The following is a 14,641-nucleotide window of genomic DNA, read 5'->3' on the forward strand; positions in this document are numbered from 1 at the left end:
CGGAGGAACTGAGGCTGTGGGCAAGAGAAGGCGCGTCGACGAGCGGCGCAAGACCCGGCCCGCCGTGCTCGGCGGGATGATCGCCGTGGTGGTCGGCGGTGCCGGGCTCGGCGTCTACGCGCTGTACGACGGCGGTGCCGCGGCCGACGAGCGGTCCGCCGCCACGGCCGGCCACCGGACCGTCAGGACCGGCCCGCTCACCGCCGCCGAGATCCGCACCGCCTCCACCCGCTTCCTGACCGCCTGGCAGCAGGGCGAGGCGAACCGGGCGGCGGACGCCACGGACGACCCCGCCGCCGCCGGGAAGGCGCTCACCGGCTTCACCAAGGACGCCCACCTGAAGGACGTCACGCTCAGGCCGGGGGCGGCCAAGGGTGCCGAGGTGCCGTTCTCCGTGCGGGCCACGGTGGCCTACCGGGGCCTCAGCAAGCCGTTCGCCTACAGCAGTTCGCTCACCGTCGTACGCCGGGCGAGTGACGGCAGGCCGCTGGTCGACTGGCACTCGGCCGTGCTCCACCCGGAGCTGCGGGACGGCGACACGCTGGTGACCGGTGCGTCCGGCACCCCGCCGGTCAAGGCGCTGGACCGCGACGGCGGCGAGATCACGACCGCCAGGTACCCGTCCCTCGGCACGGTGCTGGACGGGCTGCGGGAGAAGTACGGCAAGACGGCGGGCGGCACGGCGGGCATCGAGCTGCGCGTGGTGCGCGGCAAGGCCGCCAAGGAGGCCAAGCTCTCCGACAAGACGCTGGTCGAGCTGAGCAAGGGCACCCCGGGAACGGTGCGGACGACGCTCAGCCCCACCCTCCAGGCCGCCGCCGAGCAGCAGGTCGAGGGGCGCCCGCGTGCCTCGGTGGTCGCGCTGCGGCCCTCGACCGGCGAGATCCTCGCGGTCGCCAACGGCGGCCACGGCTTCAACACCGCCTTCCAGGGCTCCCTCGCGCCCGGCTCCACGATGAAGGTCATCACGTCGTCGCTGCTGATCGACAAGGGCCTGGCCTCCGCGGACAAGAAGCACCCCTGCCCGAAGACGGTCACCTACGGCGGCTGGAAGTTCCACAACGACGACGACTTCGAGATCAAGGACGGCACGTTCAAGGCGAGCTTCGCCCGGTCCTGCAACACCGCCTTCATCAGCCAGGCGAAGAAGCTGAAGAACGACGACCTGACCAAGCAGGCCCAGCAGGTCTTCGGGCTGTCCATGAACAACTGGGCGATCGGTGTGCCCACCTTCGACGGTTCGGTGCCGGTGCAGTCGGCCGCGCAGATGGCGGCCTCGCTGATCGGCCAGGGCGGGGTGCGCATGAACCCGCTGAACATGGCCTCCGTGGCGGCCACCGTGAAGTCGGGCAGCTTCCACCAGCCGTATCTGGTCCCGCCGTCCGTGGACCACCGCACGCTGGCCACCGCCTCGCGCACCCTGTCGCCGAAGACGCTGTCCCAGCTGCGCGAGCTGATGCGGTACACGGCCGCCTACGGCACGGCCGCCGAGGCGATGGCGGGGCTCGGCCCGGACTACGGCGCGAAGACCGGCTCGGCGGAGGTGGACGGGCAGAAGAAGCCGAACGGCTGGTTCACCGCCTACCGGGGCGACCTCGCCGCCGCCGGTGTGGTCCAGGCGGGCGGGCACGGCGGTGACACGGCGGGCCCGATCGTGGCGAAGCTGCTGAAGCTGGGGAGCTGACCGGCTCCGCCCGGCCGCGGTCAGCTCCGTACGGGCTCGACGGTGTAGGTGCGGCGCAGGAACCGCACCAGCGTCTTCGACTCGAACTGCACGACCTCGACCCCGTCGTCGGTGTGGAACTCGACCACCGCCTGGACGCGCCCGCAGGGCCACACCCGGACGTCGCCGCTCTCGGCCGGCGCCCGCAGTCCCCGTTCGAGGAGCGCGCGGGAGAAGGTCCACTCGTGCGGCCCGGGGAGCCCGACCCGGACGGAACGGGGATCGGCGTCGGGGTCGTACCGCAGCACGACGGGTACGGCCCCGGGGTCCTCCTCGTCCGTGACGATATGAGCGCGCGCGTACTGTTCGACTACAGACATCGGACCGCCCTCTCACGCACCGTGACGTATGCGAAAGCCGTGCATCCGCTTTCCCTCCAGAGTCGCACATTTTCCGGTTCACGCCTTGGTGGGAGACGAGACTTGGTCTCTCTTGCAAGAGGTTCGCAACAAGGGCCTAAAATCGTACGGTGCATGTACCTGACGGATTCATCGACGCCCCGACCTCCGCGGTCACCGGAGTGGTCGCCGCCGGCGCCCTCGCCGTGAGCCTGCGCGGCGCCCGCCGCGAACTCGACGAGCGGACGGCCCCGCTGGCCGGGCTGGTGGCGGCGTTCATCTTCGCCGTGCAGATGCTGAACTTCCCGGTCGCCGCCGGGACCAGCGGTCACCTCCTGGGCGGCGCCCTGGCCGCGATACTCGTCGGGCCCTACACGGCCGTGCTGTGCGTGTCGGTCGTGCTGCTGATGCAGGGCGTGCTGTTCGCCGACGGCGGGCTGACCGCGCTCGGCGTGAACATCACCGACATGGCGATCGTCACGACCGTCGTCTCCTACGCCGTCTTCCGCGGCCTGCTCGCCGTGCTGCCCCGCAAGCGGCGCTCGGTGACGGTGGCGTCCTTCGTCGCCGCGCTGGTGTCCGTGCCGGCCGCGGCGGTCGCCTTCACGCTGATCTACGCGGTCGGCGGCACCACCGACGTCTCCATCGGCAAGGTCGCCACCGCGATGATCGGCGTCCATGTGCTGATCGGCATCGGCGAGGCGGTCATCACCGCGCTGACGGTCGGCGCGGTCGTCGCCGTGCGCCCGGACCTGGTGTACGGCGCGCGTGGCCTGCGGCAGCGGCTCCGGCTGCGGGTGAACGGCGAACTGGTGGACGCGCCCGCCCCCACGGCGCCCGTGGCGGCGCGCACCTCGCGGCGCACGCTGTGGATCACCGGGCTCGTCACCTCCCTGGTCCTCGCCGGCTTCGTCAGCTTCTACGCCTCCGCGAACCCCGACGGCCTGGAGAAGGTCGCGCACGACAAGGGGATCGACAAGAAGGCGAAGGAGCACCCCACGGCCGACTCGCCGCTCGCCGACTACGGCGTGAAGGACATCTCCGACGCCCGGCTGTCCGGCGGCCTCGCGGGCGTGATCGGCGTCGGCGTCACGGTCGTCGCGGGCAGCGCGGTGTTCTGGGCGCTGCGCAGGCGGCGCGCCGACGACGTGTCCCCCGCGAGCACCGGCGTCTGACGTGGGAGCGGGACACACACACCGGCTCTACCGGCACGGGCACTCACCCGTGCACGGCCTGCCGCCGCACACCAAGCTGGCCGCCGCGTTCCTGTTCGTCGTGGTCGTCGTGTCGACCCCGCGCGAGGCGATGTGGGCGTTCGCGGTGTACGCCGTGCTGCTCGCGGTCGTCGCGCACCGGGCGCGCGTGCCCGCCCGTTTCCTGCTCGGGCGGCTGCTGATCGAGGTGCCGTTCGTCGCGTTCGCCGTGCTCATGCCGTTCGTGGCGGAAGGTGAGCGGGTGCACGTGCTCGGGCTCTCGCTCAGCGTGAACGGGCTGTGGGGCGCCTGGAACGTGCTCGCCAAGGGCACCCTCGGCGTCGCCGCGTCCGTGCTGCTGGCGGCCACCACCGAACTGCGCGAACTGCTGCTCGGGCTGCAACGGCTGAAGCTGCCGCCGCTGCTGGTGCAGATCGCCTCCTTCATGATCCGCTACGGCGACGTCATCACCGACGAGATGCGCCGGATGCGGATCGCCCGCGAGTCACGCGGCTTCGAGGCGAAGGGCGTGCGGCACTGGGGTGTGCTCGCCAAGTCCGCCGGCGCGCTGTTCATCCGCTCCTACGAGCGCGGGGAGCGCGTGCACCTCGCCATGGTGAGCCGGGGGTACGCCGGTTCCATGCCGGTCATCGACGAGGTGACCGCGTCCGGCGCGCAGTGGCGGCACGCGCTCAGCCTGCCCTGTGCCGCCCTCGTCGTCTGCCTGCTGGGATGGATGCTGTGATGGTTCCTGTGACTGCTTCCCTGGAGGTCTCCGGCCTCGCCTTCGCCTACCCCGACGGACACCAGGCGCTGTTCGGCGTGGACTTCTCGATCGCGCGCGGCGAGCGGGTCGCGCTCCTCGGCCCGAACGGCGCCGGCAAGACGACCCTGGTGCTGCACCTCAACGGCATCCTGGGCGGCGGCACCGGCACGGTGACCGTGGCCGGGCTCCCGGTGTCCAGGCAGCACATGGCCGCGATCCGGCAGAAGGTCGGCATCGTCTTCCAGGACCCGGACGACCAGCTGTTCATGCCGACCGTGCGCGAGGACGTGGCGTTCGGCCCGGCCGCCGCCGGGATCAAGGGGGCGGCGCTGGAGGAGCGGGTGCACACCGCGCTGGAGCGGGTCGGGATGCGGGAGTTCGCCGACCGGCCGCCGCACCACCTCTCCTTCGGGCAGCGCCGCCGGGTCGCGGTGGCCACCGTGCTCGCCATGGAGCCGGAGATCCTGGTCCTGGACGAGCCGTCCTCCAACCTGGACCCGGCCTCGCGCCGCGAACTCGCCGACATCCTGCGCTCCCTGGACGTCACGGTCCTCATGGTGACGCACGACCTGCCGTACGCCCTTGAGCTGTGCCCGCGCTCCCTCGTCCTGAGCGAGGGGGTGATCGCGGCGGACGGCCCGACCGGCGCGCTGCTCTCCGACGAGGAGCTGATGCGGGCGCACCGGCTGGAGCTGCCGTTCGGCTTCGACCCGAAGTCCGTGACAACGGGCGCGTGAGGGACGAGGACCCGGCCGGCGACGCACACGACCCGCGGCAACATCGACGTAACGATTCCGTCGGCCCGATCCCGCCGAGGAATCGCAGGCTCCTACCCCGTGTTGCACCCACTGTCGCAGGAGACAGCTGGACGGAAGGGGCGGCGGGCGTGGACGTGGACGTGAACGGCACTGTGGCCGAGGGCTTCGAGCCGGTCAGGGAGGCGTTCGCCGCGAACTTCGCGCTGCTCGGCGAGCGCGGAGCGGCCGTCGCCGTCTACCGGGACGGACACCGGGTCGTGGACCTGTGGGCCGGCACCCGGGACGTGGACGGCACGGCTCCCTGGCAGCGCGGGACCGCGCAGATCGTGCGCTCCGCCACCAAGGGCGTCGTCGCCGCCGCGCTGCTGCTCCTGCACCAGCGCGGCGAACTCGACCTGGACGCCCCGGTCGGCACGTACTGGCCGGAGTACAAGGCGGCCGGCAAGGAGCACACGCGCGTACGGGACCTGCTCGCGCACCGCGCGGGCGTGCCCGTGCTGGACCGCCCGCTGACCCCGGCCGAGGCCGCCGACCCCGACCTGGGCGCCGCCGCCGTCGCCGCGCAGGCGCCGGTGTGGGAGCCGGGCACCGCCCACGGCTACCACGCCCAGACCTTCAGCTGGCTCACCGGCGAACTGCTCCGCCGGATCACCGGCCGTCCGGTCGGCGACTGGATCGCGGACGAGATCACCGGGCCGGCGGGCGCGGACCTGTGGCTCGGCCTGCCGCAAGCGCAGCAGGCGCGCGTGGGCCGCGTCGGCCCCGTGGACGCCCCCGAGAGCGCCGGCGGACTGAAGACCCGCCCCAAGCGGGCGGTGGCCGAGGCCTACGCCGACCCGGACTCCCTGACCCGCCGCGCGTTCGCCGCGATCACCCCGTTCCCCGACGAGAACGACCCGGCCTACCGCGCCGCCGCCCTGCCCGCCTCCAACGGCATCGCCACGGCCGACGGGCTGGCCCGCTTCTACGCCTCGCTCATCGGCGGGGTCGACGGCGGGACCCGGCTGTTCACCCCGCGGACCATGGAACTGGCCCGCGCGGAGCAGTCCGCCGGTCCGGACCGGGTGCTGGTGGTGGGCACCCGCTTCGGCCTCGGCCACATGCTCCACGGTGCCGCGTCGCCGCTGCTCACCCCCGGTTCCTTCGGCCATCCCGGACGCGGCGGCGCGCTCGGTTTCGCCGACCCGGACACCGGCATCGCCTTCGGCTACGTCACCAACGGCTTCCGGCAGAGCGTGACGGCGGACCCGAGGGCGCAGGCGCTGGTACGAGCGGTCCGCACGGCGCTCGCCTGAGCCACGCGCGCCCTCGGCGCACGCCGAGTGCGTGTCACACGTGGATCGGGTGCGAGGTCCGACCGGACGCCTGGTCGATCTCCTCGTGTGCCTTGGTCAGCAGTTGCATCGCCAGTTCGTTGAGGGCGCGGGCACCGGCGATCTCCTCGCCGACCCGGGGCTGGTTGGCGTCGACGCCGTGCCGGCTGGCCCGGCCGTGGGCCCGTACCTCGGAGCCGTCGGGCAGGCGCACCAGGGCCGCCGCGCGCGTGTGCTGATCGTCCTCCATGAACTCCATCTCGATGTGCCATCCCACAGCGGTGTGCATCATGACGACCACCTCCGAAAGCCGCTGCTTCCAGGGTGCGTCACGGCAACCGGCCCGTCATGTCGGCACCGTGCGCCGCGCTAACCGGCCCGCAGCATCAGCCCGATCCCCACGACCACCAGACCCGCCGCCGCGATCCTGGGCGCCCCGAAGCGCTCCTTGAAGAACAGCGCGCCGATGGCGGCGCCGACGATGATGGACGACTCGCGCAGGGCGGCGACGGGGGCGAGCGCGGCCCGGGTCTGGGCCCACAGCACCAGGCCGTACGCGGCGACGGACAGGGCGGCGCCGAGGAGGCCGAGGGCGGCGTGGGGCCGCAGGAGCCGGACCGTGCCGGCACGCGCGCGTGTGTACAGGAACGCCGGCAGCACCGCCCCCTGGACGGCCATGAGCCAGGCGATGTAGCCGAGGGACGTGCCCGAGGCCCGTACGCCCATGCCGTCGACGACGGTGTACGCGGCGATGGTCAGGCCGGTCGCGAGGGCCGCGCCGATCGCCGCCCAGTCGGGCCGCCTCCCGCGCAGTCCCCACAGCCCCACCCCGGCGAGTCCCAGGCAGGACACGGCGATGCCGGCGGCCGCCCAGACGCCGGGCACCTCGTGCGCGAAGACGGCGGCGAGCACGGTGACCACGAGCGGGGCGCTGCCACGCGCGATGGGGTACGCCTGCCCGAAGTCGCCGAGCCGGAACGAGGTCATCAGCAGTGCGTAGTAGGCGATGTGCACGGCGGCCGAGGCGAACAGGTACGGCCAGGCGGGGCCCGCCGGGAACGCCGTGAACGGAGCCGCCGCGAGCCCGATCAGCAGTCCGCCGCCGGAGATCAGGGCGAAGCCGACGAGCTTGTCGGTGATGCGGTGTGCGATGGCGTTCCAGCTGGCGTGGGTGACGGCGGCGAGCAGCACGGCCGTCGCGACCAGCGGTGTCACGCCTGCCGCTCGCGCACGTCCACCAGGGTGGCGCCCGCGTGGGCGACGAGTTCCTCCGGTGCGATCGGGAAGACGGTGTACGGCGTGCCGGCCGCCGCCCAGACCACCTCGTGCGCGAGCAGCGAACGGTCGGCGAGGACCCGCGTGCGGGTGCGGTGCCCGAAGGGCGGCACCCCGCCGATGGCGTACCCGGTGGTCTCGCGCACGAGCCCGGCGTCGGCCCGGGTGACCTTCGCGGCCCCGAGCTCCTGCCGCAGCCGCTCGACGTCCACCCGCGAGGCCCCGTCCACGAGCACCAGCACGGGCACCCCGTCGGCGGCGAAGACCAGTGACTTGCAGATCCGGCTCAGCTCGCACCCGATGGCGGCGGCGGCCTCGGCGGCGGTCCGGGTCGCCTCGGGGAAGCCGCGGACCCGGGGCAGCAGCTCCCCGAGTCCCGACTCCTCCACCGCGGCGGCGAAACGAGGATGGGCGGTCGTCGTCATAGGCGCACGCTAGCGGGAAAGCCGGTGAGGGTGCAGCCCCGTCCCCACGGGCACCCTCACCGGCGGCTTCAGCGGTACGTCAGGCGCGTACCAGCTCCCTCTCCTCCTCGGGGTCGGCGTGGGCGCGCAGCCCCTCGCCCTCCACGTCCACGTTGGGCAGCGCGCGGTCCAGCCACTTCGGCAGCCACCAGGCCCGCTTGCCGAGCAGGGCGAGGACCGCCGGGACGATGGCCATGCGGACGAGGAACGCGTCGAAGAAGACGGCGATGGCGAGGCCGAAGCCGATCATCTTGACCATCGACTCGCTGGAGCCGATGAAGCCGGAGAAGACGGCGATCATGATGACGGCGGCGGCGGTCACGACCCGGGCTCCGTGCCTGAAGCCCGTCACCACCGCCTGGCTGGGCTTCTCTCCGTGGACGTACGCCTCCCGCATACGGGTCACGAGGAACACCTCGTAGTCCATCGCGAGGCCGAAGACGACGCCCACCATGAAGATCGGCATCATCGACATGACCGGGCCGGTCTCCTCGACGTTCATCAGGCCCGACAGCCAGCCCCACTGGAAGACCGCGACCACGGCGCCGAGGGCCGCCATCACGCTGAGCAGGAAGCCGAGCGCCGCCTTCAGCGGGACCAGGACCGAGCGGAAGACCACGATCAGCAGGAGGAAGGCCAGGCCGACCACGAGGGCCAGGTACGGCAGGAGCGCGTCGTTCAGCTTCTGCGAGACGTCGATGTTCATCGCCGTCGAACCGGTGACCAGGACATCGGAGTCGGTCTTGCGGGCGATGTCCGCGCCCTTGTCCCGGATGGCGTGCACCAGGTCCTCGGTGGTGGCCGAGGACGGCTTGGAGTCGGGGACGACCGTGATCGTCGCGGTGTCGCCGGCCTTGTTGGGCGTGGCCGGGGTGACGGTGACGACGTCCTTCAGGCCCTTGATCTCGTCGCCGACCTCGCTGAACGCGGCCTTGGGGTCGGCGCTGTCCTTGGCGTCGACGACGATCATCAGCGGGCCGTTGAAACCGGGCCCGAAGCCCTCGGAGAGGAGGTCGTAGGCGCGGCGCTGGGTGGTGGAGGCCGGCTGGGAGCCGTCGTCGGGCAGGCCCAGTTCCAGGGAGGCGGCCGGGATCGCCGCCGCGCCGAGGCCGAGCACGCCGAGCAGCAGCACGGCGACCGGGCGGCGGACGACGAAGCTGGCCCAGCGGGTGCCCATGTTGGGGCGGCCCGGCTTCTTCGGCGTGCGGCCGCCGCCGAGCAGCCTGCTCTTCTGGCCGGCCGGCTTGATCCTGCGGCCGGCGTAGCCGAGCAGTGCCGGGATCATGGTCAGCGCGATGAGGACGGCGACGGCGACCGTGCCCGCCGCGGCGACGCCCATCTTCGTCAGCATCGGGATGTTGACGACGGACAGGCCGACCAGCGCGATGACGACGGTGAGGCCGGCGAAGACGACCGCGGAGCCCGCCGTGCCGACGGCGCGTCCGGCCGCCTCCTCGCGCTCGCGGCCCTCGGCGAGTTCGGCGCGGTAGCGGGAGACGATGAAGAGGGCGTAGTCGATGCCGACGGCCAGGCCGATCATCGAGGCGAGGGTGGAGGTGGTGGAGCCCAGATCCAGGGCGCTGGCCAGCGCGGTGATCGCGGAGACGCCGATGCCGACCCCGATGAGGGCGGTGAGCAGCGGGAACCCGGCCGCGAGCAGCGAGCCGAAGGTGATGACCAGGACGACCGCGGCGACCGCGATGCCGATGATCTCGCTGGAGCCGGTCTCGGGGGTCGCGCTCAGCGCGTCACCGCCGATCTCGACGGTGAGGCCCGCCTCCCGCGCGTCCTGGGCCGCGTCCTTCAGCGCGTCCTTGGAGGAGTCCTCCAGCTCCATGCCGGAGACCTCGTACTTCACCGAGGCGTAGGCGATGGTGCCGTTCCCGCTGACGGCGTGCCCGGTGTAGGGGTCGGCGACGGAGGCGACCTCGGAGCCGCTGCGCAGCTCCTTGACGGTCTTCTCGACGGTCGCCTTGTTGACGGCGTCCGTCATCTTCTCGCCCTTCGGGGCCTTGAAGACGACCCGGGCGGTGGCGCCGTCGGCGCTCATCCCGGGGAAGCGCTGTTCCAGCAGGTCGAAGGCCTTCTGGGCCTCGGTACCGGGGATGGAGAAGGACGTGTTGCCGGCGGCCGGCGCGGAGGCGGCGCCCACCCCGGCGAGGGTGAGCAGCGCGACCCATATGAGGGCGACGAAGTGCCGTCGCCGGAAGGCGAGGCGGCCGAGTTTGTAGAGGAACGTGGCCACGGAGGCGTACTCCCGGTCAGGTCGTTGGGTTCAGCTGGGCAGGGGTGATCAGCCCGACGACGTGAGCGGTGACGTCAGGTGGTGGGCTCGCTGGGGAAGAGCGTCAGTTGGCGGTGACGCCGAAGGCGGGGAGGACCACGGCGTCGATGTACGAGAGGAGGAAGTCCTGCGTCGGCGGCTGCTCGTCGATCATGGTGCGGGCGGCGAACGCGCCGATCATCATGTGCATCATGAATCCGAGCGCGGGGTTGTCCGCGCGGACCTCGCCCCGGTCGATCGCCCTTTGCAGGACGTGGCGGAACTCCGCCATCTCCGGCTCCACGAGGTGCTCGCGGAACGCCTTGAGCAGATCCGGGTTGCCGTGCACCGCCATGGCCAGGCCCCGCATCAGCGCGGAGCTCTGTTCCATCTCGCAGTCGTCCGCACGCAGGGTGAGCGCGTGCAGATCGCCCCTGAGGGAGCCGGTGTCGACGTCGCCGGTACGGCCCGGCTTGCTGTGCCGTACGGCCTTGGCCACCAGCTCGGCCTTGCCGCCCCACTGGCGGTAGAGCGTGGCCTTGCTGGACCGGGTGCGGGCGGCCACGGCGTCCATGGTGAGGGCGTCGTAGCCGACCTCGCGGAGCAGGTCGAGCACGGCCTCGTACAGCTCGGCCTCGCGCTCGGGCGTGATCCGGCTGCGACGTGTCGCCGCCACGGCTTCGGTCATGCCCGTCACCTTCCCGCTCCGGAGCTTCTTCCTCGTACATCCACGAAGATACCCCGTGCACCAGCGAAACGAAACCGTTTCGTACGTGCGGTGGGTCACGAAGGTGAAGGGCCTGTAAGGAACCGGACGGCGCGGACCCCACGAGTTGCCCGCGCCGTATGACCGGAAAAGCATGGGGACGTGAGCTATCTGCGCCTTCCCCACCTCAGCGGTGACCTGCTGTGCTTCGTCGCGGAGGACGACCTCTGGCTGGCCCCCCTCGACGCCCCGGGCCGCGCCTGGCGGCTCACCGCGGACCGCACCAAGACCGGTCACCCGCGCTTCTCGCCCGACGGCCGCCGGATCGCCTACACGACCTGGCGCAGCCTCGCCCCCGAGATCCACCTCGTCGACGTCGACGGCGGCCCCGGGCGCCAGCTGACGTACTGGGGCAGCACCGACACCCAGGTCTGCGGCTGGACCCCGGACGGCGACATCCTGGCCGTGGCCTCCCACGGCCAGCCCTTCTCCCACTTCACCTGGGCCTACAAGGTCCCCGCCGACGGCGACCCGGGCGGGCGGCTGCCCTGGGGACCGGTCGCCGACATCCAGTGCGCCGACCTCGCCGGCGAGCACAGGACCCTGCTGCTCACCGGCACCCCGCCGCACGAACCGGCCTCCTGGAAGCGGTACCGCGGCGGCGCCATGGGCCGGCTGTGGCTGCACGGGCAGCGCCTGCTGCCGGACCTCGAAGGCCATCTGGCCTGCCCCATGTTCGTCGCCGGCCGCATCGCCTTCCTCTCCGACCACGAGGGCGTCGGCAACCTCTACTCCTGCGCCCACGACGGCACCGACCTGCGCCGGCACACCGACCACGACGCCTTCTACGCCCGGCACGCCGCCGGCGACGGCGACCGGGTGGTCTACCAGTGCGCGGGCGACCTGTGGCTGGTGGACGACTTCTCGCCGGGCGGCGTGCCGCGCAAGCTCGACGTCCGGCTCGCCGGACCGCGCACCGGCCGCCGCCGCTACCAGGTGCCGGCCGCACAGAACGTCGACGGCATCTCCGTGGACGAGACCGGCCGGGCCAGCGCGGTCGTCGTCCGCGGCAGCCTGTACTGGCTCACCCACCGCGACGGCCCGGCCCGTACGATCACCGACACGCCCGGCGTCCGGGTACGGCTGCCGGAGATGCTGGGCTCCACCGGACAGATCGCCTACGTCACCGACGCCGAGGGCGAGGACGCCGTCGAGATCGCCCACCTGCCCCGCGCCACCGGCGACCGCCCGCCCCGGCGGCTGGCCTCCGGCGCGCTGGGCCGGGTCCTGGAGATGGCCTGCGACCCCGAGGGCGAACGCCTGGCCGTGGCCTCGCACGACGGGCGGCTGCTGCTGATCGACGTGCCGGAGGACGGGGCGGCGGAACCCGGGGAAGGCGCGCCGGAGCCGGAGGGGGGCGACGGGGAGACCGGGACGGCGACCGGCATCACCGAGCTGATCCGGTCCCTCAACGGCCCGGTCCGCGACCTCGCCTTCTCCCCCGACGGCTCCTGGCTCACCTGGTCGCACCCCGGCATCGGCCGCACCCTGCGCCAGATCAAGCTGGCCCGCATCAAGGACCGGCTCATCGTGGACGTGACGAACGGCCGCTTCGAGGACGAGAACCCGGTCTTCACCCGCGACGGCCGCTACCTCGCCTTCCTCTCCTGGCGCGGCTTCGACCCGGTCTACGACGTGCACACCGGCGACCTGTCCTTCCCGCTCGGCTGCCGCCCGTACCTGGTCCCGCTCTCCTCGGCGACCCCCTCCCCGTTCGCCCTGAACCCCGAGGGCCGCCCGGCCGCCGGCGGGCTCGATCCGCTGGAGGACGAGGAGACCGGCGAGGCCGGCACGGTGACGGTCGAGGCCGAGGGGCTGGCGAACCGGGTCACCCCGTTCCCGGTCATCGCCTCCAAGTACTCCGGGCTGCACCCGGTCGCGGGCGGCGGCCTGGTCTGGCTGCGCTGGCCGATCTCCGGCGCGCTCGGCGAGACCTTCGTCAACCCGGCCGACATCAGCGGACGCCCGACCCTGGAGTACTTCAACATCGCCAAGGCGAAGAAGTCCGAACTGGTCGACCACCTGGACTGGTTCACCGTGAGCGGCGACGGCACCCGGCTGGTCGTCGTGGACGAGGGCGACCTGCGGGCGGTGCCGTCGACCGAGATCGGCGACGCGGACTCGACCGTCTGGATCGACGTGCGCCGCATCCTGCACCAGGCCGACCCGCCCGCCGAGTGGCGCCAGGCCTACGACGAGGCGGGCCGGCTGATCCGCGCCTACTTCTGGGAGCCGGGCATGTGCGGCATCGACTGGGCCGCGGTGCTCGAGCAGTACCGCCCGCTGGTCGAACGGGTCGCGTCCCCCGACGAGTTCGCCGACCTGCTCCGCGAGGTCCTCGGCGAGCTGGGCACCTCGCACGCCTACGTCACCGCCGCCCGCCGCAGCGAGGGCCCGCCGCACTACCAGCGCTGGCAGGGCCTCCTCGGCGCCAACTTCGTCCGCCGGGACGGACGCTGGGTGGTCAAGCGCATCCTCGCCGGCGACTCCTCCGACTCCAAGGCCCGCTCGCCCCTGGCCGGCACGGGCATCCGCGAGGGCGCCGTCCTGACCCATGTCGAGGGCCGCCCGGTCGACCCGGTGACGGGCCCGTACCCGCTGCTGGCCGGTTCGGGCGGAACGACGGTGGAGCTGACGTTCACCCCGTCCGAGGACGAGGCCGGGCACGCCCGCCGCGTCGCGGTCGTCCCGCTCGTCGACGAACGGCCGCTGCGCTACCAGGACTGGGTGGCCAAACGCCGGGAGGTCGTCCGCGAGTTGAGCGGCGGCAGGTGCGGCTACCTGCACATCCCCGACATGGGCGGCTCCGGCTGGGCCCAGTTCAACCGCGACCTGCGCATGGAGGTGTCCCGGCCGGCGCTCATCGTGGACGTGCGCGGCAACGCGGGCGGGCACATCAGCGAACTCGTCGTCGAGAAGCTGACCCGGACCATCCTGGGCTGGGACCTGACCCGGAACGCGCAACCGGTGTCGTACGCCTCGAACGCCCCGCGCGGGCCCGTCGTCGCCCTCGCCGACGAGGCGACCTCCTCCGACGGCGACATGATCACCGCCGCCTTCAAGCTCCTGAAGCTCGGCCCGGTCGTCGGCCAGCGCACCTGGGGCGGAGTGGTGGGCATGACCGGCCGGCACCGGCTCGGCGACGGCACGGTCATCACCGTGCCCATGAACGCGGCCTGGTTCGACGCCTACGGCTGGTCCGTGGAGAACCACGGCGTCGCCCCGGACCTGGAGATCCTGCGCACCCCGCTGGACTGGGCGGAGGGCCGCCACGCCCAGCTCGCCGACGCGGTGGAACTCGCCCTGGAACTGCTGGAGTCCAACCCGGCGGCGGTCCCCCCGACCTACGACGGCGTCCCGGACAGGTCCCGCCCGAAGCTGCCCCCGAGGGCGGCTTCCTGACCTGCCGACCGACGCGGGGTGCCCTCCCGGAAGAAGGGCACCCCTCGTCAACCGGCCGGAGCCGAGTGCGGCGGTCAGGCGTCGTAGTCCCGGTCGAGCCGGTCCTCCATCTGCCGCTCCGTGTCCTCGATGTCACGGTGGTTGTGGCCGCCCCGCTCCGACGGCTGCTGGCCCTGGCGGCCCTGCTGCTGACCCTGGCGGCCCTGCTGCGGACCGCGCTGGCCGGCCTTCTCGCGGCCCTGGTCCATCTTGTCCTTGGCCTGGCGGGACTTCTCCTGGAACTGGTCCTTCATACCCATGTGGGTTCACTCCCGTGATGAGTGGGGGTCCGGCCCCGTCTGTGGGGCCTCGACCAGATTCACATGGGCGAACACGGCCTG

At 72.6% G+C, this 14,641-nt stretch carries 13 protein-coding genes; 6 read left to right on the forward strand and 7 right to left on the reverse strand.

Annotated features, from left to right (window positions below):
• Positions 1 to 16: 16 nt before the first annotated feature.
• Positions 17 to 1,684 (forward strand): penicillin-binding transpeptidase domain-containing protein, encoded by a 1,668-nt coding sequence (locus AB0946_RS11785; protein ID WP_366760412.1) that lies wholly within the window; start codon positions 17 to 19, stop codon positions 1,682 to 1,684.
• 20 nt (positions 1,685 to 1,704) lie between these two features.
• Here the strand turns inward: AB0946_RS11785 and AB0946_RS11790 are convergent, their stop codons facing one another.
• Positions 1,705 to 2,043, reverse strand: coding sequence for an SsgA family sporulation/cell division regulator (locus tag AB0946_RS11790; RefSeq protein WP_041665262.1), 339 nt, complete (start codon positions 2,041 to 2,043; stop codon positions 1,705 to 1,707).
• A 149-nt stretch (positions 2,044 to 2,192) separates the two neighbouring features.
• Between AB0946_RS11790 and AB0946_RS11795 the strand changes: the two genes are divergently transcribed.
• The 4 genes from AB0946_RS11795 to AB0946_RS11810 all read left to right on the forward strand — a co-directional run bounded on the left by AB0946_RS11795 (position 2,193) and on the right by AB0946_RS11810 (position 6,073).
• A complete protein-coding gene (locus AB0946_RS11795; protein WP_366760413.1) occupies positions 2,193 to 3,236 on the forward strand; it encodes an energy-coupling factor ABC transporter permease in 1,044 nt (347 codons plus the stop codon).
• Position 3,237: 1 nt separating this feature from the next.
• Complete coding sequence (cbiQ, locus tag AB0946_RS11800) at positions 3,238 to 3,999, forward strand: cobalt ECF transporter T component CbiQ (protein ID WP_366760414.1); 762 nt, start codon at positions 3,238 to 3,240, stop codon at positions 3,997 to 3,999.
• The gene (locus AB0946_RS11805; protein ID WP_366760415.1) at positions 3,999 to 4,757 is read left to right on the forward strand and encodes an ABC transporter ATP-binding protein; all 759 of its coding nucleotides are present in this window, start codon (positions 3,999 to 4,001) and stop codon (positions 4,755 to 4,757) included. Before cbiQ ends, AB0946_RS11805 begins: the two co-directional genes overlap by 1 nt.
• A 155-nt stretch (positions 4,758 to 4,912) precedes the next feature.
• Entirely contained in the window at positions 4,913 to 6,073 is a 1,161-nt protein-coding gene (locus AB0946_RS11810; RefSeq protein ID WP_366760696.1) for a serine hydrolase domain-containing protein, read from the forward strand.
• Positions 6,074 to 6,107: 34 nt separating this feature from the next.
• On the opposite strand, the gene AB0946_RS11815 is transcribed toward AB0946_RS11810, so the two are convergent.
• The 5 genes from AB0946_RS11815 to AB0946_RS11835 form a co-directional block, all read right to left on the reverse strand.
• Entirely contained in the window at positions 6,108 to 6,383 is a 276-nt protein-coding gene (locus tag AB0946_RS11815) for a DUF1876 domain-containing protein (RefSeq protein WP_366760416.1), read from the reverse strand.
• A gap of 77 nt (positions 6,384 to 6,460) precedes the next feature.
• Complete coding sequence (locus AB0946_RS11820; protein ID WP_366760417.1) at positions 6,461 to 7,306, reverse strand: DMT family transporter; 846 nt, start codon at positions 7,304 to 7,306, stop codon at positions 6,461 to 6,463.
• The gene (locus AB0946_RS11825) at positions 7,303 to 7,791 is read right to left on the reverse strand and encodes a YbaK/EbsC family protein (RefSeq protein WP_366760418.1); all 489 of its coding nucleotides are present in this window, start codon (positions 7,789 to 7,791) and stop codon (positions 7,303 to 7,305) included. The genes AB0946_RS11820 and AB0946_RS11825 overlap by 4 nt, the downstream gene beginning before the upstream one ends.
• Positions 7,792 to 7,870: 79 nt before the next feature.
• Complete coding sequence (locus AB0946_RS11830) at positions 7,871 to 10,075, reverse strand: MMPL family transporter (protein WP_366760419.1); 2,205 nt, start codon at positions 10,073 to 10,075, stop codon at positions 7,871 to 7,873.
• Positions 10,076 to 10,178: 103 nt separating this feature from the next.
• Positions 10,179 to 10,781: a TetR/AcrR family transcriptional regulator gene (locus AB0946_RS11835; protein ID WP_366760420.1), complete on the reverse strand. Its 603-nt coding sequence runs from the start codon at positions 10,779 to 10,781 to the stop codon at positions 10,179 to 10,181.
• A gap of 180 nt (positions 10,782 to 10,961) precedes the next feature.
• Here AB0946_RS11835 and AB0946_RS11840 point away from each other — a divergent pair, with 180 nt between their 5' ends.
• The gene (locus tag AB0946_RS11840; protein WP_366760421.1) at positions 10,962 to 14,261 is read left to right on the forward strand and encodes a S41 family peptidase; all 3,300 of its coding nucleotides are present in this window, start codon (positions 10,962 to 10,964) and stop codon (positions 14,259 to 14,261) included.
• A 74-nt stretch (positions 14,262 to 14,335) separates the two neighbouring features.
• On the opposite strand, the gene AB0946_RS11845 is transcribed toward AB0946_RS11840, so the two are convergent.
• The gene (locus AB0946_RS11845) at positions 14,336 to 14,560 is read right to left on the reverse strand and encodes a hypothetical protein (protein ID WP_366760422.1); all 225 of its coding nucleotides are present in this window, start codon (positions 14,558 to 14,560) and stop codon (positions 14,336 to 14,338) included.
• Positions 14,561 to 14,641 lie beyond the last annotated feature (81 nt).

This window comes from Streptomyces sp. NPDC046870, from assembly GCF_040704595.1.
Taxonomy (GTDB): Bacteria; Actinomycetota; Actinomycetes; order Streptomycetales; family Streptomycetaceae; genus Streptomyces; species Streptomyces argyrophylli.

What these genes read in the sequence shown, in the direction of transcription:
- AB0946_RS11825 (WP_366760418.1), bottom strand. Translation starts at nt 7,791, where the DNA reads ATGACGACGACCGCCCATCCTCGTTTCGCCGCCGCGGTGGAGGAGTCG.
- AB0946_RS11815 (WP_366760416.1), bottom strand. Translation starts at nt 6,383, where the DNA reads ATGATGCACACCGCTGTGGGATGGCACATCGAGATGGAGTTCATGGAG.
- AB0946_RS11845 (WP_366760422.1), bottom strand. Translation starts at nt 14,560, where the DNA reads ATGGGTATGAAGGACCAGTTCCAGGAGAAGTCCCGCCAGGCCAAGGAC.
- AB0946_RS11790 (WP_041665262.1), bottom strand. Translation starts at nt 2,043, where the DNA reads ATGTCTGTAGTCGAACAGTACGCGCGCGCTCATATCGTCACGGACGAG.
- AB0946_RS11835 (WP_366760420.1), bottom strand. Translation starts at nt 10,781, where the DNA reads ATGACCGAAGCCGTGGCGGCGACACGTCGCAGCCGGATCACGCCCGAG.
- AB0946_RS11805 (WP_366760415.1), top strand. Translation starts at nt 3,999, where the DNA reads ATGGTTCCTGTGACTGCTTCCCTGGAGGTCTCCGGCCTCGCCTTCGCC.